Annotated in this window: 18 protein-coding genes; 13 read left to right on the forward strand and 5 right to left on the reverse strand. The window is 74.9% G+C overall.

The window, feature by feature from the left end; translation table 11 throughout:
- Positions 1 to 339: a DUF3024 domain-containing protein gene (locus AC0GKK_RS15990; protein WP_405420820.1), complete on the reverse strand. Its 339-nt coding sequence runs from the start codon at positions 337 to 339 to the stop codon at positions 1 to 3.
- Positions 340 to 461: 122 nt separating this feature from the next.
- Between AC0GKK_RS15990 and AC0GKK_RS15995 the strand changes: the two genes are divergently transcribed.
- The 4 genes from AC0GKK_RS15995 to AC0GKK_RS16010 are packed head-to-tail and all read left to right on the forward strand — an operon-like array spanning position 462 to position 5,055.
- Positions 462 to 2,441: a serine hydrolase domain-containing protein gene (locus AC0GKK_RS15995; RefSeq protein WP_489881975.1), complete on the forward strand. Its 1,980-nt coding sequence runs from the start codon at positions 462 to 464 to the stop codon at positions 2,439 to 2,441.
- Between the two features lie 36 nt (positions 2,442 to 2,477).
- Positions 2,478 to 3,791 carry a sensor histidine kinase gene (locus AC0GKK_RS16000; protein ID WP_405420824.1) on the forward strand — a complete coding sequence of 438 codons (1,314 nt, stop codon included), beginning with the start codon at positions 2,478 to 2,480 and terminating at the stop codon, positions 3,789 to 3,791.
- Complete coding sequence (locus AC0GKK_RS16005; protein WP_073576097.1) at positions 3,788 to 4,447, forward strand: response regulator transcription factor; 660 nt, start codon at positions 3,788 to 3,790, stop codon at positions 4,445 to 4,447. Before AC0GKK_RS16000 ends, AC0GKK_RS16005 begins: the two co-directional genes overlap by 4 nt.
- A gap of 26 nt (positions 4,448 to 4,473) precedes the next feature.
- Positions 4,474 to 5,055: a peroxidase-related enzyme gene (locus tag AC0GKK_RS16010; protein ID WP_489881976.1), complete on the forward strand. Its 582-nt coding sequence runs from the start codon at positions 4,474 to 4,476 to the stop codon at positions 5,053 to 5,055.
- On the opposite strand, the gene AC0GKK_RS16015 is transcribed toward AC0GKK_RS16010, so the two are convergent.
- The 3 genes from AC0GKK_RS16015 to AC0GKK_RS16025 are packed head-to-tail and all read right to left on the reverse strand — an operon-like array spanning position 5,052 to position 7,658.
- Positions 5,052 to 5,813 carry an amino acid ABC transporter ATP-binding protein gene (locus AC0GKK_RS16015; protein ID WP_405420828.1) on the reverse strand — a complete coding sequence of 254 codons (762 nt, stop codon included), beginning with the start codon at positions 5,811 to 5,813 and terminating at the stop codon, positions 5,052 to 5,054. The genes AC0GKK_RS16010 and AC0GKK_RS16015 overlap by 4 nt on opposite strands.
- Positions 5,810 to 6,730: an amino acid ABC transporter permease gene (locus tag AC0GKK_RS16020; protein ID WP_489881977.1), complete on the reverse strand. Its 921-nt coding sequence runs from the start codon at positions 6,728 to 6,730 to the stop codon at positions 5,810 to 5,812. Before AC0GKK_RS16020 ends, AC0GKK_RS16015 begins: the two co-directional genes overlap by 4 nt.
- Positions 6,723 to 7,658: an ABC transporter substrate-binding protein gene (locus AC0GKK_RS16025; protein ID WP_489881978.1), complete on the reverse strand. Its 936-nt coding sequence runs from the start codon at positions 7,656 to 7,658 to the stop codon at positions 6,723 to 6,725. The genes AC0GKK_RS16020 and AC0GKK_RS16025 overlap by 8 nt, the downstream gene beginning before the upstream one ends.
- A gap of 209 nt (positions 7,659 to 7,867) precedes the next feature.
- Here AC0GKK_RS16025 and AC0GKK_RS16030 point away from each other — a divergent pair, with 209 nt between their 5' ends.
- The 5 genes from AC0GKK_RS16030 to AC0GKK_RS16050 all read left to right on the forward strand — a co-directional run bounded on the left by AC0GKK_RS16030 (position 7,868) and on the right by AC0GKK_RS16050 (position 13,063).
- Positions 7,868 to 8,233 carry an antitoxin gene (locus AC0GKK_RS16030; RefSeq protein WP_073576094.1) on the forward strand — a complete coding sequence of 122 codons (366 nt, stop codon included), beginning with the start codon at positions 7,868 to 7,870 and terminating at the stop codon, positions 8,231 to 8,233.
- 227 nt (positions 8,234 to 8,460) lie between these two features.
- Positions 8,461 to 9,675, forward strand: coding sequence for a pyruvate dehydrogenase (acetyl-transferring) E1 component subunit alpha (gene pdhA / locus AC0GKK_RS16035; protein WP_405420834.1), 1,215 nt, complete (start codon positions 8,461 to 8,463; stop codon positions 9,673 to 9,675).
- A gap of 15 nt (positions 9,676 to 9,690) precedes the next feature.
- Positions 9,691 to 10,656 carry an alpha-ketoacid dehydrogenase subunit beta gene (locus AC0GKK_RS16040; protein ID WP_405421646.1) on the forward strand — a complete coding sequence of 322 codons (966 nt, stop codon included), beginning with the start codon at positions 9,691 to 9,693 and terminating at the stop codon, positions 10,654 to 10,656.
- Positions 10,657 to 10,666: 10 nt separating this feature from the next.
- Positions 10,667 to 12,463 carry a dihydrolipoamide acetyltransferase family protein gene (locus AC0GKK_RS16045; protein ID WP_489881979.1) on the forward strand — a complete coding sequence of 599 codons (1,797 nt, stop codon included), beginning with the start codon at positions 10,667 to 10,669 and terminating at the stop codon, positions 12,461 to 12,463.
- Positions 12,464 to 12,553: 90 nt separating this feature from the next.
- Positions 12,554 to 13,063, forward strand: a complete 510-nt coding sequence (locus AC0GKK_RS16050; protein ID WP_489881980.1) for an FxsA family protein — start codon at positions 12,554 to 12,556, stop codon at positions 13,061 to 13,063.
- A 171-nt stretch (positions 13,064 to 13,234) separates the two neighbouring features.
- Here AC0GKK_RS16050 and AC0GKK_RS16055 read toward each other — a convergent pair whose 3' ends face one another.
- Entirely contained in the window at positions 13,235 to 13,369 is a 135-nt protein-coding gene (locus AC0GKK_RS16055; protein ID WP_255497807.1) for a hypothetical protein, read from the reverse strand.
- A gap of 308 nt (positions 13,370 to 13,677) precedes the next feature.
- Here AC0GKK_RS16055 and AC0GKK_RS16060 point away from each other — a divergent pair, with 308 nt between their 5' ends.
- From AC0GKK_RS16060 to AC0GKK_RS16075, 4 genes are all read left to right on the forward strand, one after another.
- Positions 13,678 to 14,868, forward strand: a complete 1,191-nt coding sequence (locus tag AC0GKK_RS16060; RefSeq protein WP_062398897.1) for an ATP-binding protein — start codon at positions 13,678 to 13,680, stop codon at positions 14,866 to 14,868.
- Positions 14,869 to 15,064: 196 nt separating this feature from the next.
- Positions 15,065 to 15,385: a GroES family chaperonin gene (locus AC0GKK_RS16065; protein WP_043276256.1), complete on the forward strand. Its 321-nt coding sequence runs from the start codon at positions 15,065 to 15,067 to the stop codon at positions 15,383 to 15,385.
- A gap of 125 nt (positions 15,386 to 15,510) precedes the next feature.
- Positions 15,511 to 18,003 (forward strand): VanW family protein, encoded by a 2,493-nt coding sequence (locus tag AC0GKK_RS16070; RefSeq protein WP_489881981.1) that lies wholly within the window; start codon positions 15,511 to 15,513, stop codon positions 18,001 to 18,003.
- Between the two features lie 95 nt (positions 18,004 to 18,098).
- Positions 18,099 to 18,524 (forward strand): CBS domain-containing protein, encoded by a 426-nt coding sequence (locus AC0GKK_RS16075; protein ID WP_489881982.1) that lies wholly within the window; start codon positions 18,099 to 18,101, stop codon positions 18,522 to 18,524.
- The last annotated feature ends 44 nt before the right edge of the window (positions 18,525 to 18,568 follow it).

Raw genomic sequence — 18,568 nt, forward strand, 5'->3', positions numbered from 1 at the left:
TCAGCTGCTCGCGCGGATCCCGTCGGCGACCTGCGCGAGCAGCACGAACGGGTCGGTGTCCGGCGGCCCCGCCGGCTGCCAGCGCTGCCCCGAGGCGGGGTCGGCGACGCGGTACAGCGTCCAGCTGCCCGGCCCGGGGTCGTCGGCCCGCAGCTGCGCCAGCGCCGTCGACGACCACGCCGCACCCAGTTCCGGGAACGCGGGCGGCCGCCGGTCGAGGATCGTGACGGTGCTGCCGGCCGTGGTGTAGGCGATCCGGCGCCGGTCGCTCTCACCGTCGGGTACCTGCTCGGTGCACCAGGTCGCGAGCTGCGTGCGGACCTGCTCCGGGACTCCCATGGCGCGACATGGTCCCGGATCGGGCCTCGCGCGGGGAAGGGCGGTCTCCGTCGGAGGTCGTAGGCCGCGGTGCCGACCTGCGCCCGATGTGCCGGGGACCCGTTCCCGCGAGGCTCGACGGCATGATCACCGCACGCCGGACCGGCGGCCCGCCCCGCCGTCGCCCCGCCGCCGTCGCCCTGCTCGTCGTGCTGGTCGCGGCCCTGGTCGGCGGCTGCGCGGCCCCGTCCGCGCCGGCCCCCGACCCGGCTCCGCGGGCGGCCGTCCCGACCGCCCCGCTCGGCCCCGCCGACGTCGGCGCCTGGCTGGACGGCCTCGTCCCCGCCGCGCTCGACCGGACCGGCATCGCCGGGGCCGCGGTCACCGTCGTCCGCGACGGGCAGGTCCTCGCCACCCGCGGCTACGGCTCGGCCGGACCGGGCCGTCCGGTCGACCCCGACCGGACGCTGTTCCGGGTCGGATCGGTGTCGAAGGTGGCCACCGCGGTCGCCGTGCTGCAGCTCGCCGACCGCGGCCTGGTCGACCTCGACACCGACGTCCGCCGCTACCTCGACATCGACGTGCCGATGCCCCGGGGCCCGGTGACCCTGCGGAACCTGCTGAGCCACACCGCGGGCTTCGAGGAGCAGATCCGCGGCCTCATCCGCGCCGCGCCGGGCGGCCCGTCGCTGCGGGAGTTCCTCGCCACCGACCCACCCGAGCAGGTCGGCACCCCCGGCACCGTGCCGTCGTACTCCAACTACGGCTACGGCCTGGCCGGGTACGTCGTCGAGCGGGTCACCGGGGAGCCCTTCGAGCGCTACGTGCAGCGCGAGGTGCTCGACCGTGCCGGCATGACGACCGCGACCTTCGACCAGCCGCTGCCCGCGGCCGCCGCCGGGGCGATGTCGGAGGGCTACACCAGCGTCGACGCCCCGCCGGCACCGTTTGAGTTCGTCAGCCCGGCCCCGGCCGGGTCGCTCAGCGCGTCGGCCACCGACATGGGCCGGTTCGCCTCGGCCCTGCTCGGCGCGCCCGGTTCGACCCCTCTGCTCTCCCCCGCCGCGTGGGCGCTGATGCAGCGTCCGGCGCTGGGCCCGGACACCCTCGGCGCGCTCGCCGACGGGCCGCGGATGGCACCCGGCCTGTTCGACGAGAGCCGCAACGGCCACCTCGTCCTCGGCCACGGCGGCGACACCCAGTGGTTCCACTCGCACCTGCAGTTGTATCCGGCCGAGCGGATCGGCGTGTTCGTCACGACGAACAGCAGCGGGCGTGGCGGCGCGGACACGCTGGAGCTGCGGCGCGCGGTGACCGAGGGGTTCACCGACCGCTACCTGCCCGGCACGGCGGGCCCGGCGCCCGCCCCGGACGCCGGCACCCCGGCCCGGGCCGCCGCGATCGCGGGCACCTACGAGTCGGCGCGCCGGTCGGCGAGCACCTTCATGGGCGCGATGAACCTGATGGGGCAGATGCGGGTCGCGGCCCGTCCGGACGGCACGCTGCTGGTCTCCCCCGCCCCGAACGACGTCCGTCCGGCCGCCTACGCCGAGGTCCGGCCCGGGCTGTGGCGGGAGGTCGGCGGCCGGCGGCTGCTGACCGTGCGCACCGACGCCGACGGCCGGGTCACCGCGCTGGGCCACGACGCGGCGTTCACCGAGCTGCCGGTCGGCCCGCTGCGCGACGCGGCGCTGCTCGGCACGGTGCTGGCCGGTTCGGTCGTGGTGCTGCTCGGCGTGCTGGTCGCCCGGCCCGCGGGGGCGCTGTGGCGGCGCCGGTACGGCGTGGTCGTCGCGGCCCGGCCGCGGACCGACCGGGTCCTGCACGGCCTCACCCGGGCGGCGGCGGTGGCCGCGCTCGTCGCGCTCACGGGCTGGGTGGTCTCGGTGCTCACGATCGCGTCGCTGGTCGACGTGCCGCTCCCGGTCCTGCGCGGGCTCCAGGTGCTCCAGTGGATCGGGCTGGCGGGCGTGCCCGTCGCGGCGGCCGGGGTGGTCACCGCGCTGCGCTCCCGGGCCGGCGGGTGGCCGGTGACCGGCCGGGTGCTGCTGCTGGTCGCGCTGGCCGGCGTCGCGGTGGTCGCGGTCGTGGCGGGCCTGCTGCTGCCGAGCCTCACCTACTGAGCCCTACGATCACCCCACCCGAGGCCGGAGACCCCCATGCACCCGCACCCCGAACCGCCGCCCCGCACGGGCGCGGAACGGCTCGACGCCCGGCTCACCGCGCTCGGCCTGGCCGGACCGCGCCGCCGCGACGCCGCGCTGGCGGTGCTCGTCGCGGCCGGGACGCTCGCGGTGGTCACCCCGGTGGTGCTGGCACCGGGTCCGGCCGCGGAGCTGGGCCTGGCACCGGGCACGGCGGCGCTGGCCCTGGGGGTGGTGACCGCGGCGAACCTGCTGCTGGCGCTGCGCCGCACCGCCCCGGCGGTCTGCCTGGCGCTGACGGTCGGGCTGGAGCTGGTGAACGTCGTCCTGCTGCCGGTGGGTGCGGCCCTGCGCGGCCCGGCGACGGCGGTCGCGGCCGGCACCTGCGGGTCCCGGCTCCCGACGCGACGTGCCGGTGCCCTGGTCGGCGCGGCGGCGGTCGTCGAGACCACCGTGGTGCTCACCGGCATCGCGGTGCGACCGGCCGACGGTGCACTGCTCGGCGCGGCCGGGCTGGTCGTCGCCCAGGTGCTGTCGGCGGTCCTGGTCTACGGCGGCCCGCTGCTGCTGGGCGTGTACCTGCGGACCCGGCGTCGCTACGCCGAGCTCGACCGGGTGCACACGGCCGGTGTCGTCGCGGCGTACCGGGAGCGGGCGGACGCCGCCGTCGCGCGGGAGCGGGCGCGGATGGCCCGCGAGCTGCACGACGTCGCCGCGCACCACCTGTCGGCGATGGTCGTGCAGGCCGCGGTGGTCGAGCGGCTGGTGGACCGGGACCCGGACGAGGCGCGCCGGACGGCGTCCCGGCTGCGGGAGCAGGGTCGCCGCACCCTGCACGACCTGCGTCTGGTCGTCGGAGCGTTGCGGGAGCCGGGGGCGGGCGGCGCCGAGGCCGACGCCCCGGTCCCCGGTCTCGCCGAGCTCGACGGGCTCGTGGAACAGGCCCGGGAGCTGGGCGGGCCGGTGGAGCTGGTCCGGCGCGGGGACCCGGGCGAGCCGTCCCCGGTCGCCGACGTCACCTGCTACCGGGTGGTGCAGGAGGCACTGGCCAACGCCCGTGAGCACGCCGCCGGCGCCCCGGTCCGGGTGACCGTGACCCACGCCGACGGCCGGGTCGCCGTCGAGGTGGTGAACGGCCCCGCGCGTGGTACCCCGCCGGAGTCCGGCAGCGCGCCGGGCACCCGTGGGTTCGGGCTGGCCGGGATGCGCGAGCGGGCGCAGCTGGTCGGGGGTGAGTTCGAGGCGGGCCGGACCGGCGACGACGGCTGGCGGGTCCGCCTGGTCGTCCCGCACGATCCCGGCCCGGAGACCGGAGGGGGACGCGCGTGATCAGGGTGGTGCTGGCCGACGACCAGGCGGTGGTCCGGGCCGGGTTCCGGATGTTCCTGGAGCTGGCCGGTGACGTCGAGGTCGTCGGCGAGGCGTCGAGCGGGCCGGAGGCCGTCGCGCTGGTGCGCGCACACCGGCCCGACGTCGTCTGCATGGACGTCCGGATGCCCGGCGGCAACGGGCTCGTCGCGACCCGGGAGATCACCGGCCTCGACGACCCGGTCCCGGCGGTCCTCGTCGTCACCACCTTCGACCTCGACGACTACGTGTTCGGCGCGCTGGAGGCGGGCGCGAGCGGGTTCGTCCTGAAGGACACCCACCCCGACGACCTCGTCGACGCCGTCCGCCGACTCGCCCGCGGCGACGGGCTGATCGACCAGACCGTCACCCGCCGGGTGATCGCCGAGTTCGCGCGTCGCCGCCCCGCCCCGGACGCTGCGCCCGACGGCGGGGTCGCCCCGCTGACCCCGCGCGAGACCGAGATCGTGCGGATGCTGGCCCGCGGGCTGTCCAACGCCGAGATCGCCGACGAGCTGGTCGTCGAGACGTCCACGGTCAAGTCGCACCTGGGCCGGGCGATGGCGAAGATCGGGACCCGGGACCGGCTGCAGACCGTGGTGTGGGCCTACCGGACCGGCGTCGCCGCTCCCGGCTGACGGCCCGGACGGCTAGCGTCCGCGTCATGGCACAGCACGAGGTGAGCAGGTTCGGGCACGTCGACCCCGACGGGCTCCCGCCGGACCTGGCGGAGCGGATCGGCGCGATCGCGGAGCGGTCGGGGTTCGTCCCGAACGTGTTCCGCGCACTGGGGCGGCGCCCACGGGAGCTGCGGGCGTTCCTGGACTACCACGACGCGCTGATGGACTCCGACGACGGACTGTCCAAGGCCGAGCGCGAGCTGGTCGTCGTCGCCACCTCGGGGGCGAACAACTGCACCTACTGCGTCGTCGCGCACGGCGCGATCCTCCGGGTCCGCTACAAGGACCCGGAGATCGCCGACCGCGTCGCGACCAACCCCTACGCCGTCGAGCTGTCGGAGCGCGAGCGCGCGATCGTCGACCTGGCCCTGCTGGTCGCCCGGAACTCCGAGGCGCTCACCGAGGCCGACCTCGACGACGCCCGCGCCGCGGGGCTGTCCGAGGACGAGATCTGGGACGTCGGCGCGATCACCGCGCTGTTCGCGATGTCGAACCGGCTCGCGCACCTGACCGCGCTGCGCCCCAACCCGGAGTTCTACCTGATGGGGCGCATCCCCCCCGGTTAGAGCACCTTCGACAGGAACGCGCGGGTGCGCTCCTCCTGCGGGGCGGAGAGCACCGCGCGCGGGTCGCCCGACTCGACGATCCGGCCGTCGTCCATGAATACCAGCGCGTCGCCGACCTCGCGGGCGAAACCCATCTCGTGGGTCACGACGATCATCGTCATGCCCTCGCGGGCCAGCTCGCGCATCACGTCGAGCACCTCGCCGACCAGCTCCGGGTCGAGCGCCGAGGTCGGCTCGTCGAACAGCATCAGCTTCGGCTGCATGGCCAGCGCCCTGGCGATCGCCACGCGCTGCTGCTGCCCGCCGGACAGCTGCGCGGGGTAGGCGTCGGCCCGGTCGGCCAGCCCGACCCGGCCGAGCAGCTCCACGGCCCGCTTCCGTGCGGTCGCGCGGGACTCCCGGCGGACGACGACCGGTGCCTCCATCACGTTCTCCGCCGCGGTGCGGTGCGGGAACAGGTTGAAGCGCTGGAACACCATGCCGATCTCGCGGCGCTGCCTGCCGAGCGCGGAGTCGCGCAGCCGGTACAGCCTCCCGTTCTCCTCGCGCAGACCCATGAGCTCGCCGCCCACCCAGAGCCGCCCGGTGTCGATCGTCTCGAGGTGGTTGATGCAGCGCAGCAGCGTGGACTTGCCCGAGCCGGACGGCCCGATCACGCAGCAGACCTGCCCGGGCTCGACGACGAGGTCGACGCCGCGGAGCACCTCGACGTCGCCGAAGCTCTTGCCGACCGTCTCGGCGCGGACCATCGGGGTCACGAGGTCTTCCCTCCCGTCCGGAACGAGAACAGCCGCACCAGCGGGGTCGCCTCGGTGACGGCACCGGCGACTCCGCGGCCGTAGCGGCGTTCGATGACCCGCTGGCCGGCGGTGAGCAGCGAGGTCAGCAGCAGGTACCAGGCCGCGGCCACGATCAGCAGCGGGATGGTCTGGAAGTTCGTCGAGTAGATCCGCTGCACCGAGGTGAGCAGCTCGGTGTAGCCGATGACGACGACCAGCGACGTCGTCTTCAGCATGCCGATGGTCTCGTTGCCGGTCGGCGGGATGATCACCCGCATCGCCTGCGGGAGCACCACCCGGCGCAGCGTCTGGGCGCGGGTCATGCCGAGCGCCCCGGCGGCCTCGCTCTGGCCCTGGTCGACCGATTGGATGCCGCCGCGCACGATCTCGGCCATGTAGGCGGCCTCGTTCAGCCCGAGGCCCAGCAGGCACGCCAGGAACGGCGTGATCAGCGAGTTCGTGTCGAACACGACGAACTCCGGGCCGAACGGGATGCCCAGCGACAGGTTCGGGTAGAGCGCCGACAGGAAGCTCCAGAACAGCAGCTGGGCGATCAGCGGGGTGCCGCGGAACAGCCACAGGTACACCCCGGCCACCCCGGACAGCACCGGGTTCGGCGAGAGCCGCATGACGGCCAGCCCGACGCCGCCGACGATGCCGATCAGCATCGACAGCACGGTGAGCACGAGGGTGTTCGCCAAGCCGTTCAGCACCGGCGCGGAGAACAGGTACTGGGCGACGATCGGCCACCCGAAGTTCTCGTTGGTCAGCAGGGTGTTGACCAGCATCGCGCCCAGGACCGCGAGCACCGTGATCGCGACCCACCGTCCGGGGTGCCGGACGGCGACCGCGTCGCGGGGCTCGGGGCGGGCGCCGGTGGTCGCCGGCTCAGCCACCGTTGATCGAGGAGGTGGCGACGGCGCCGTTGGCGACGTTCCACTTGTCGAGGATCCTCGTGTAGGTGCCGTCGTCGATCAGCGACTGGACGGCGCCCTGCACGGCCTGGGCGTACTGGCCGTCGTTCTTCTTCAGCGCGACGCCGTACGGGGCGGTGTCGTAGGGCTGCCCGACGACCTCGACGGCGCCGTTCGTGGTGGTCTGCGCGTAGGCCGCGACCGGGGAGTCGGCGAGCATCGCGACGATCCGGTTCGAGTTCAGCGCGAGCGTCACGTCGGTCTGGGCCTGCAGCTCGGTCACCTGGATGGCCGGCTTGCCCTCGTCGGTGCACTTCGTGGTGCGGGCCTGCACGTCCTCGACCTGCACGGTGCCCTGCTGGACGCCGACGGCCTTGCCGCAGAGGTCGTTCGGGTCGATCCCGTCCGGGTTGCCCTTGCGGGTGGCGAGGCTGGTGCCCGCGGAGAAGTAGCCGACCATGTCGAGCACCTTGGTGCGCTCGTCGTTGATGGTGAACGACGAGATGCCGGCCTCGTAGCGGCCGCCGGTGATGCCCGGGATGATCCCGGAGAACTGGCTCTGCTCGAACTTCGCGGTCAGCCCCAGCTTCTGGGCGATGGCGTTGCCGAGGTCGACCTCCATCCCGATGATCGTGGTGCCGTCGGGCGCGGTGAACTCGTTCGGCGGGTAGGTCGGGTCGGTGCCGACGACCCACGTGCCGTCCTGCCGCACCTCGGCCGGCACCATCGCGGCGAGCCGGTCGTCCTTGGCGACGGCCGGGATCGGAGCATCGGTGCCTGTGGCCTCGGCGGAACCGCCTCCCCCGCTGCCGTCGCCGCCGGCGCCACAGCCGGTCAGGACCAGTGCGGTCAGTGCGGTCAGTGCGATCCCGGTCAGGGAGCGGACGCTGCGGGTCCTCGCGGTCGTCATGCGGTTGCCTTCCAGGTGAGGCGGGGTCGAACGGCGGGGATCCTGCCACCTGTCGGCGGGTCCGCGCCGCCCGCACGGCCGATCCGTTACGTGCTCGTCCCACGACGGTGGAACGCCGCGCCGGTCCGTGCCCGTTCGCCTACTGTTGGTGCGACGACCCAGCGCCGCGGTCCGACGCGGTGCCGCATTCGTCACGGAGGTCCTCGACGATGTCGCTGTTCCGCAGACTCACCGTTCTGGCAGGAGCGGTCGAGGCCGCCCGCCGCTACGCCCGGTCCAACCCGGACAAGGCGGGCAAGGCCCTCGACTCCGCCGCCCAGTTCGTCGACAAGCAGACCAAGGGCAAGTACACGAACCAGATCGCCGGGGCCGCGCGCAAGGCGAAGGACGCGGCGGGCATCCCGCAGCCCGGCTACGGCTACGGCGCGCCGGGCACCACCCCGCCCGCCCCGGGCCGCCCGGCCGCCGGGAACCCGCCGTACCCGGCGGGCGGTGCGGACGCGCCGACGCAGCGCACCCCGCAGCAGCCCCCGGCGTTCCCGCCGCCGGACCCGGAGCGCCCGCACGGCGCCTGACCCGCTCCCGCGACGGTCCCGGCCGGGTGCCGGGACCGTCGTCTGTGGACGTCCGACGGTCCGTCGTCCACCCGTCGACCTGCGGGGCACCGGTTCTCCTCGGGGCCGGTGACGTGCCAGGATCGGCGGTGACGCGCCTGCGCGTCCCGGGGCCCGCACCACCCGCACGGGCCCGGAGCCGACGCTCCCGGGCGTGACCCCGCCCGGTGCGACCGAGGAGGTCTGCCGTGGACGTACCCCAGGCGTGGATACCGACCGATCCGCGATCCCGGCCCAGCCACGACCAGGTCGTCGCCGGGCTGAAGGGCGTCGACGAGGGCGGGCCGGAGCTCGTCCAGCTGCTCACCCCCGAGGGCGAGCGGGTGCCCGACGAGCGTTTCGACCGCTACGCCGCCGACATCACCGCCGAGGACCTGCAGTCGCTCTACCGCGACCTCGTCCTGGTCCGGCGGGCCGACCGCGAGGGCAACTCCCTGCAGCGCCAGGGCGAGCTCGGCCTCTGGGTGCCGCTGCTCGGCCAGGAGGCCGCGCAGGTCGGCTCCGGCCGCGCGCTCGCACCCGAGGACATGTGTTTCCCCAGCTACCGCGAGCACGGCGTCGCCTGGTGCCGCGGGGTCGACCCGACCGAGCTGCTCGGCATCTTCCGCGGCACCGACCACGGCACCTGGGACCCGGTCGCGACCCGGTTCCACCCGTACACGATCGTCATCGGCAACCAGTGCCTCAACGCCGCCGGGTACGCGATGGGCCAGCGCTTCGAGTCGAAGGTCGGCGGCGGTGCCGCTGGGGTCGGCTCCGCCGACGGTGACACCGGAGAGGCCACCATCTGCTACTTCGGCGACGGCGCCACGAGCCAGGGCGACGTCCACGAGGGCTTCGTCTGGGCCGCCGCCTACGACGCGCCGCTGGTCTTCTTCTGCCAGAATAACCAGTGGGCGATCTCGGTGCCGGCCGAGCGCCAGACCCGGGTGCCGCTCTACCAGCGCGCCCGCGGCTACGGCTTCCCCGGCGTCCGGGTGGACGGCAACGACGTCCTCGCCTGCCTCGCCGTCACCCGCTGGGCGCTCGACGAGTGCCGCACCGGCAACGGCCCGGTGCTGATCGAGGCGTTCACCTACCGGATGGACTCCCACACCACCTCCGACGACGCGACCCGCTACCGGCTCGCCGACGAGGTCGAGCTGTGGAAGCTCAAGGACCCGATCGAGCGGGTCCGGGTGCACCTGGCCCGCCGGCACGGCGTCGGCGCCGACTTCTTCGACGCCGTCGAGGCCGAGGCCGACGAGCTCGGCGAGCGGATGCGGGCGTTCTGCCGGGCGATGCCCCAGCCCGGTCCGGAGCGGATGTTCTCCCAGGTCTACGCCGAGGCGTCGCCGACGGTGGAGCGCCAGCGCGAGGAGTTCCTGGCCTACCACGCGTCGTTCGCGGACCAGGAGGACTGAGCCGTGCCGACCACGATGGCGAAGGCGCTCAACGACGGCCTGCGTGCCGCGATGGAGCGCGACCCCAAGGTGCTGGTCATGGGTGAGGACGTCGGCCGGCTCGGCGGCGTCTTCCGTATCACCGACGGGCTGCAGAAGGACTTCGGCGAGCAGCGCGTGCTCGACACCCCGCTGTCGGAGTCCGGGATCATCGGCGCCGCGATCGGGCTCGCGGTGCGCGGCTTCCGGCCGGTCTGCGAGATCCAGTTCGACGGGTTCGTCTTCCCCGGCTACGACCAGATCGTGTCCCAGCTGGCGAAGCTGCGGTACCGGACCCAGGGCCGGGTGCCGGTGCCGGTTGTCGTCCGGATCCCCTACGGCGGCGGGATCGGTGCCGTCGAGCACCACTCCGAGTCGCCCGAGTCGCTGTTCGCGCACGTCGCGGGCCTGAAGGTGGTCACCTGCTCGACCCCGTCGGACGCGCACTGGATGATCCAGCAGGCCATCCTCTCCGACGACCCGGTGATCTTCTTCGAGCCGAAGCGCCGGTACTGGGAGAAGGGCGAGCTCGACGGCGCCGACCTGGCGTCGGCGTACCCGCTGCACGCGTCGCGGGTGGTGCGGCCGGGCTCGACGCTGACCGTCGCCACCTACGGGCCGATGGTGAAGACCTGCCTCGACGCGGCCGCCGCGGCCGCCGAGGAGGGCCGCGAGCTCGAGGTGGTCGACCTGCGGTCGCTGTCCCCGCTCGACCTCGGCCCGGTCGCGGACTCGGTGCGCCGCACCGGTCGGCTGGTCGTGGTGTCCGAGGCGCCCGCGGAGTCGTCGGTGACCTCCGAGGTCGCCGCCCGGATCCAGCAGGAGTGCTTCTTCTCGCTGGAGGCGCCGGTGCTCCGCGTGACCGGTTTCGACACGCCCTACCCGCCGTCGCGGCTGGAGGAGGAGTACCTGCCGGACCTGGACCGGGTGCTCGACGCCGTCGACCGTTCCCTGGCCTGGTGAGGACGAGCACATGCGTGAGCACTTCAAGTTGCCCGACGTCGGCGAGGGGCTGACCGAGGCCGAGATCGTCACCTGGCGGGTGGCGCCGGGGGACACGGTCGCGGTGAACGACGTGATCGTGGAGATCGAGACGGCGAAGGCGGCCGTGGAGCTGCCCTCACCGTGGGCCGGAACGGTCGGCGAGCTGCTGGCCGAGCCGGGCGCGACCGTCGCGGTGGGGACGCCGATCATCGCGATCGACACCGGTGGGTCCGCGCCCGACGCCGGCGCCGACACCGGAGCGAAGATCGGTGAGGCGGGCAGGGACGGACGGATCGCGACGCTCGTCGGGTACGGGCCGCGGCAGGGCTCCGCCCGGCGACGGCCCCGGCGCGAGCCCACCGCCTCCACTGCGCCCGGGTCCGTCGCCGCGGGGGACCCCGGCGCCGCCGGCGCCGGGGTCCCGGACGCCCCGGGGCCGGGCGCGGCCCCCGTCCCGTCGCCCCAGCAGTCGCTCGGGTCGCCGGAGCAGGCCGCTCCCGGGACGTCCACCGGAGCCGACCCGGGAGCCGGGGGCTCCGACGGGCAGACCGGGGGCTCCGACGGGCAGACCGGGGGCTCGGACGGGCAGACCGGGGGCTCCGACGGGCAGACCGGGGGCTCGGACGGCCGGGCCGGGGGCTCCGACGGCCGGGCCGGGGGCGACGCGGTCGGACCGCGTGCCGCCCAGGTCCCGCTCGCTCCGCCGCCGGTCCGGCTGCTCGCACGGGAGCTCGGCGTCGACCTGCGGGCGGTGACGGGGACCGGGCGGGACGGCCGGATCACCCGGGAGGACGTGCACGCCGCCGCGTCGGGGGCCGGGCTCACGGGTGCCGGGAACGGCGCTGCGGCCGACGGCCGGGGCGCCGGAGCGGGCACTGCCGGCACGTCCGCCGGGTCGCCGGTCGCCGGGGGTCCCGCCGCGGCGGGTGCCGCTGCCGGTGGTCTCGCCGCGGGGGGTGCCGCTGCCGGGGATCTCGCCGGCGCCGCGACCTCGGGTGCCGCGCCGGACGGCTCGGGCCCCGGCGACCCGGGGCTCGCCGCCGGGCCGGGTACCGCCGCCGGACCGGGCACGACCACCGCCCGGCCCACCGAGGACCGGCGTGAGCCCATCCGCGGTGTCCGCAAGGCCACCGCCGCGGCGATGGTCGCGAGTGCGTTCACCGCGCCGCACGTCACCGAGTTCCTCGACGTCGACGTCACCGAGATGATGGCCCTGCGCGACCGGCTGCGGGCCTCGCGCGAGTTCGCCGGGGTCAAGCTGACCCCGCTGGCGTTCGTCGCGAAGGCCGCCTGCCTCGCCGCCGCCCGGACCCCGGCGGTCAACGCCAGCTGGGACGAGCGCGCCGGCGAGATCGTCTACTACGCCCGCGTCCAGCTCGGCATCGCCGCCGCGACGCCGCGTGGTCTCGTCGTCCCCAAGATCCGCGACGCGGACACGCTCACCCTGCGCGGCATGGCCGACGCGCTCACGACGCTCACCGACACCGCCCGGGCGGGCCGGACCGCCCCGGCCGACCTGGTCGGGGGCACGTTCACGATCACCAACGTCGGCGTGCTCGGCGTCGACACCGGGACGCCGATCATCAACCCCGGCGAGGCCGCGATCCTCGCGGTCGGGTCGATCAAGCCCGCCCCCTGGGTCGTCGACGGCGAGCTGGCCGTGCGCACCGTGTGCCGGCTGGCGCTGTCGTTCGACCACCGCCTCGTCGACGGGGCCGAGGGCTCGCGGTTCCTCGCCGACGTCGGCGCGCTGCTGCACGACCCCGGGGTCGCCTTCACCTGGTGACCTGGGGAGATCATCCGGGGGCCCCGGGGACCGATCCGGGGAATTCGGGCGATCCGGGAGCAGAACGGCGTGCCCGTGCGTTGTACGGGCATGCCGTTCGTGCTGCTCTACGTCGTGCTCGAGATCGTCGCGCTCGCCGGGCTGATCGCGTGGATCGGACTGGGCTGGACCCTGCTGGTCCTGCTCGCCGGGTCCGTGATCGGGCTCCTGCTCGCCCGCCGGGAGGGCGTCCGCGCCGCCCGCGCGCTCGCCACCGCCGTGCAGCGCGGGAAGCTGGCGCACGAGGAGGCGACCGACGGGCTGCTCGTCGCCGCCGGTGGCATCCTCATCTTCCTGCCGGGCCTGATCACCGACGTGCTCGGTCTCGCCCTGGTGTTCCCCCCGACGCGGGCCCTGGTCCGGCGTCGCATGGTGAACGCCGCCGAGCGGGCCGCACCGAGCCTGCGCACCGCGCGGATCCGCTACGGCGCCACCGTGGTCGAGGGGGAGACCGTCACCGAGCCGCGCCCGGCGACCGCGTACCCGCGCATCACCGGTCCCGCCGCGGGCACCGGCCCGGTCGTCGACGGCGAGGTCGTGGACGGCCCCGACCGCACCTGACCCGTCACCGGGCCTCGCGGTGCGTGGTCTCCCGGCGCACCCCGCACGCGGTCTCCGCACCCCGTGCGGAGGGTGCGACGGCGGCACCGGGGGTGCGACGGCCGGGCGCGGCAGGTCCGGGTCGGGGTGGTGGACGGCGGGGGCGTTCGGGGGTCGCCCCCGCCGTCCTTCTCACCAGCCGGGGCGCGCTCCTGCGAGCAGGCTGCGCAGGCTCTCCAGCCGTCGGCGACGCAGCGTGATCGGCTTCATCCGCAGCGTCGAGTGATGCATCCGGTCGGCGCGGTGCCGTCCGCGGTGTCGGCCCACAGCGCTCTCCTCCCGGGCGTAGTCACGTGCGACAGGGTGGTGCACGCCTCGAAGTGTTGCTGGTCAACCGCGGTCGCGGAAGGTCGCCGGGCGCGGGCCACCGGATCGTGACGACAACGCAGGCGTTCACCGGCCCCGCTCGCACGGTGCGTTCGCGGCGGACCGCACGGGCGACGCCGGAGCCGGCCCGGACGGGCATCGCGACCACGCTGGGTGACCGACGTCGTCGCTGGGCCGCACGGGTGGCGGGGCCGCGACACGCCGCCGTCGTCTACGGAATTCCGAAGAGCGGCGGATACCGTCCTCGCATGGACCCGGTGCGCAACCCGTTCGCCCCCGGCGCCGGGCAGCGCCCGCCGGAGCTGGCCGGCCGGGACCGCGAGGTGGACGCCTTCGAGATCGTCCTGGAGCGGGTCGCCCGCGGTCGCCCGGAGCGGAGCCTGGTGCTCACCGGGCTGCGCGGCGTCGGCAAGACGGTGCTGCTCGGCGAGCTGCGCTCGATGGCGATGCACGCCGGCTGGGGCGCCGGGAAGATCGAGGCCCGCCCGGACGCCGACCTGCGCCGTCCGCTGTCCGCTGCGTTGCACCGCGCGATCCGCGACCTCGCCGTCCGGCACCGGGCCCCCGAGCGCATCGACGAGGTGCTGGGCGTGCTCAAGGCGTTCGCGCTGCGGTCGTCCCCCGAGGGCACGAAGCTGCGGGAGCGCTGGCAGCCCGGCATCGACGTCCCGGTGAAGAACGGGCGCGCGGACTCCGGCGACATCGAGATCGACCTCGTCGAGCTGTTCACCGAGGTCGCGGAGCTGGCCCAGGACGTCGGCTCCGGCATCGCGCTGCTGATCGACGAGATGCAGGACCTGCGGCCCGAGGACGTCTCCGCGCTCTGCGCCGCCTGCCACGAGCTGTCCCAGGCCCGGGTGCCGCTCGTCGTCGTCGGGGCGGGGCTGCCGCACCTGCCCGCGGTGCTGTCGGCGTCGAAGTCCTACTCGGAGCGGCTGTTCAAGTACTCGCGGATCGACCGGCTGGACCGCAAGGACGCCGACTTCGCGCTGATCGCCCCGGCCGAGCGCGAGGAGGCGACCTTCGACCAGGAGGCCCTCGACGACCTCTACGTCCGCTCGGGCGGCTACCCCTACTTCGTGCAGGCCTACGGCAAGGCCGCCTGGGACGCCGCACCGACCAGTCCGATCGGCGTGAAGGACGTCGAGATGGCCGCCCCCGAGGCCGAGGCAGAGCTCGCGGTCGGCTTCTTCGGCTCGCGCTTCGAGCGGGCGACGCCCGCGGAGCGCGAGTACCTGCGGGCGATGGCCGAGCTGACCGACGGGGAGGACCACCCCGTCGAGACGTCGCTGGTGGCCAAGCACCTGGACCGGCGCGCGTCGTCGCTGTCCCCGGCGCGCGACAGCCTGCTCAAGAAGGGCCTGGTGTTCTCCGCCCAGCGCGGCCAGATCGCCTTCACCGTGCCGCACTTCGGGCGGTACCTGCTCGCCAACACCTGAGTCCCGCTGCTCCGGACGAGTGAAAACTGTTTGCGGTGTAACAGGTCGTCGTACCGGTGCGAAACCCCTGCTGAGCCCCGCGGCGCCACCCGACCCCCGACTCGGTAGCGCCGCGGGGCGTTCCACGTTCGGGGCATGCTGTCGCCTGTGCCGGGCGCCGCCGGGGGCGTCAGGGCCCACCCGTAGCATCGGCCCGGTGGCCGAGCCCAAACTCGAGATCCAGATGCTCCACGACCGGGTCATGATCAAGAGGGTCGAGGGTTCCGGCGAGCGACGGAGCTCGGCCGGAATCGTGATCCCGGCAACCGCACAGGTCGCCAAGCGTCTGGTCTGGGGAGAGGTGGTCGGGGTGGGACAGCACGTGCGCACGGTGAAGGCCGGCGACCGCGTCCTGCTCGCCCCGGAGGACCAGTACGAGGTCGAGATCGCCGGCGTCGGGCACCTGGTCATGCGTGAGCGGGACCTGCACGCGGTGGCCTCCGAGGCCACCCAGCACGGGACCGGTCTCTACCTCTGACCCCCCGGGTCGCGCCGGTCCGCACGGACCCGCGGCCCACCCGGTTCGACAGCGGTGTCGACGCAGTCGACGACGCCGGTCGCGATCACAGAGTCGATGGCAGTGCGGAAAGGAAGTCCCACGTCATGCCCGAGCGTCCTCCCTCGTCCGACGACGCGGACGAGCAGCCGGTGACGTCCGCGCCGGAGCCGGGAGACCCGCAGAACGGCGACGCCGCCGGTGCCGGTCGCCCCGTGATGCCCGCCCGCCGTCCCTCGCCCGGCCCCGCCGCCCCCGCCGCGCCGCAGGGAACTCCCGCGCCGCAGGGCGCCACCGAGGTCTCCGCCGCCGAGTCCGGTCCCGCCGACCCGGCCGAGGCCGCCGAGCAGGCGCCGCCGGAGTCCCCCGCGGCCCGCACCGTCGTCGGGCAGGCGACCACCGCGGACGGTCCGGCCGCGCCTGCGCCCGCCCCGCACCAGCAGCCCCCCGCGCCGCAGCGGCCGGACGCCGGTGCCCCGCAGCAGCCCGGGACCCCGCCCCGCCCGGAGTCCGGCACGGCCGCCCCGCAGCCGTCCGGCGGCGCCCCGACGCCCGCGGGCCCCGCCGCGCCGCAGCCCGGCCCCCGGCCGGCCGGTGCGCCGGACGCGACCCGCCCGGTCCCCGCCACCCCCGAGGGGCAGGACCAGGACACCGTCCGCGTCGCTCCGCTCAGCGAGCAGCGCACCCATATCCTGCCCCGGGTCACCCCGGCCGCGGCCGCGACGCCGCCCGCGGGCGGCGCCGCCGAGCAGACCGCCCGCATCCACACCGGCGGCCCGGGCGCGGGCACCGCGGTCCTCGGTGCCGGCGCGACCGGCCCCGCGGGCGCGACCGGTCCGGGTGGGCCGGGAGGCCCCGGTGGTCCCGGCGGCCCCGGTGGTGGCGACGGCGACGGGCACGGCGACGGCGAGGGCGGTGACGGCCCGCAGCGCAAGCGCCCGGTCGGCCTGATCGTCGCGGCCGCCGCGCTCGGCGTGCTCGTCCTCGGCTACGTCGGCGACCTCGCGCTGAGCTCCGGCAGCGTGCCGCGCGGCGTCGTCGTCGCCGGTCAGCAGATCGGCGGCATGTCGCGCGCCCAGGCCACCGAGACGCTGCAGGCCGCGATCGAGCCCCGCTCCTCCGCGCCGGTGCCGGTCCAGGCCGGTGAGGTCAGCTCCGAGATCGACCCGAAGGCCGCGGGCCTGCAGGTCGACTACGCGCGCACTCTCGACGAGGCGGGCGAGCAGCCGCTGAACCCGATCACCCGGATCTCCTCGTTCTTCACCACCCGCGAGGTCGGGGTGGTCAACTCCGCCGACGACCGCGCCGTGCGCACCGCGCTGGAGCAGATGGCCCCGCTGGTCATGAAGGAGCCCAAGGAGGGCTCGGTCGAGTGGCAGGGAGTCACCCCGACCCCGGTCGCGCCGGAGCCCGGCCAGCAGCTCGACGTCGACGCGGCCGTCGGCGTCGTCGAGGAGCAGTGGGCCTCCGGCGAGCCGGTGCAGCTTCCGCTGATCGTCGAGCAGGCCGTCACGACGCCGGCCGACGTGCAGAAGGCCATCGACGAGGTCGCCAAGCCCGCCGTCGCCGGCCCGCTGACGATCACCGGTGAGGGTGCGAACGCGACCATCACCCCGGAGGACATCACGACCGCGCTCAGCTTCACCGCGGACCCGGAGGGGCCCGTGAAGCTGAAGCCGGTGATCGCGAACAAGACCCTCGAGGACATCGCGCAGCCGCAGCTGGCGAGCACCGAGAAGCCCGGCGTCGACGCCCAGCTCGACTTCGCCGCGACGCCGCCGCGGGTCGTCCCGTCGCAGGACGGGCGCGGCATCGACTACGACGCCACCTTCGCGAACGTGCTGCCCATCCTCACCGGCCAGGGCGAGCGCACGGTCGCGGCGGTCTACGCGAACAAGCCGGCCGAGATCACCACGGCCGACCTGGAGTCGCTGGGCAACGCCACCGAGATCTCGACGTTCACCACCGGCGGGTTCGCCGCCGACTCGGGGCAGAACATCAAGCGCGCCGCCGAGGCCATCAACGGCCAGATCGTGCAGCCCGGCGAGACGTTCAGCCTCAACGGCGTCAGCAACCCCCGCAACGCCGCCAACGGCTACGTCGAGGCCGGCATCATCGAGGACGGCCACCCGGCGCGCGGCGTCGGCGGCGGTGTCTCCCAGCTCGCGACGACGCTGTACAACGCGTCGTACTTCGCCGGCATGACCGACATCGAGCACAAGGAGCACAGCTACTACATCAGCCGCTACCCGGTGGCCCGCGAGGCGACGGTCTTCAACGACCTCATCGACGTCAAGTTCCGCAACGACGGCCCGACCCCGGTGCTGATCCGCACGGCGTGGACGCCCAGCAACGTCACCGTCTCGTTCATCGGGCAGAAGATGTACGAGGTCACCTCGGCGACCGGGCCGCGGACGAACCCGACCCAGCCGCAGGTCGTCAACATCCCGGCCGGCCAGCCGTGCAGCGCCAGCAAGGGCTCGCCCGGCTTCACCGCGACCGACACCCGGACCATGCGCAATGTGCAGACCGGGGAGACGACCAGCAAGACGCGGACGGTCAAGTACAACCCTCAGCCGATCGTGCAGTGCGGCGGCTGATCCGGTGATCGTCCCCGTCGGGGGATGACGAGAGCCAGGTCACATTCGTACCCTGATCCCTCCAGCCGTCGGACAGCGAGGGATCGGGGTACCCCATGCGCATCGCGGACGTTCTGAGGAGCAAGGGCAGCGCGGTCAGCACCGTGGCGCCGGAGGACTCGATGGGCGAGGTGCTGCGCGCGATCGCCGAGCGGAACCTCGGCGCACTGCCCGTCGTCGACGGGAACCGGCTGGTCGGCATCGTCTCCGAGCGGGACGTGGTGCGCCGGCTGCACAGCCACGGTGCCGCGCTGCTCGACGCGCGGGTGGCCGAGGTGATGACCACCGAGGTGGTCACCTGCTCGCCCGACGACGGCGTCGGCGACCTCGCCCGGGTCATGACCGACCGCCGGGTGCGGCACCTGCCGGTGATCGTCGACGGGGCGCTGGCCGGGATCGTGTCCATCGGCGACCTGGTCAAGGCCCGGATGGACATGCTGGAGCAGGAGCGCGAGCAGCTGGAGAGCTACATCGCGCAGTAGGGGCGCGACGAGGAAGGGCCCCGGGCGGGGAGTCCGCGCCCGGG

It is taken from the genome of Pseudonocardia sp. P-1 (assembly GCF_058111925.1).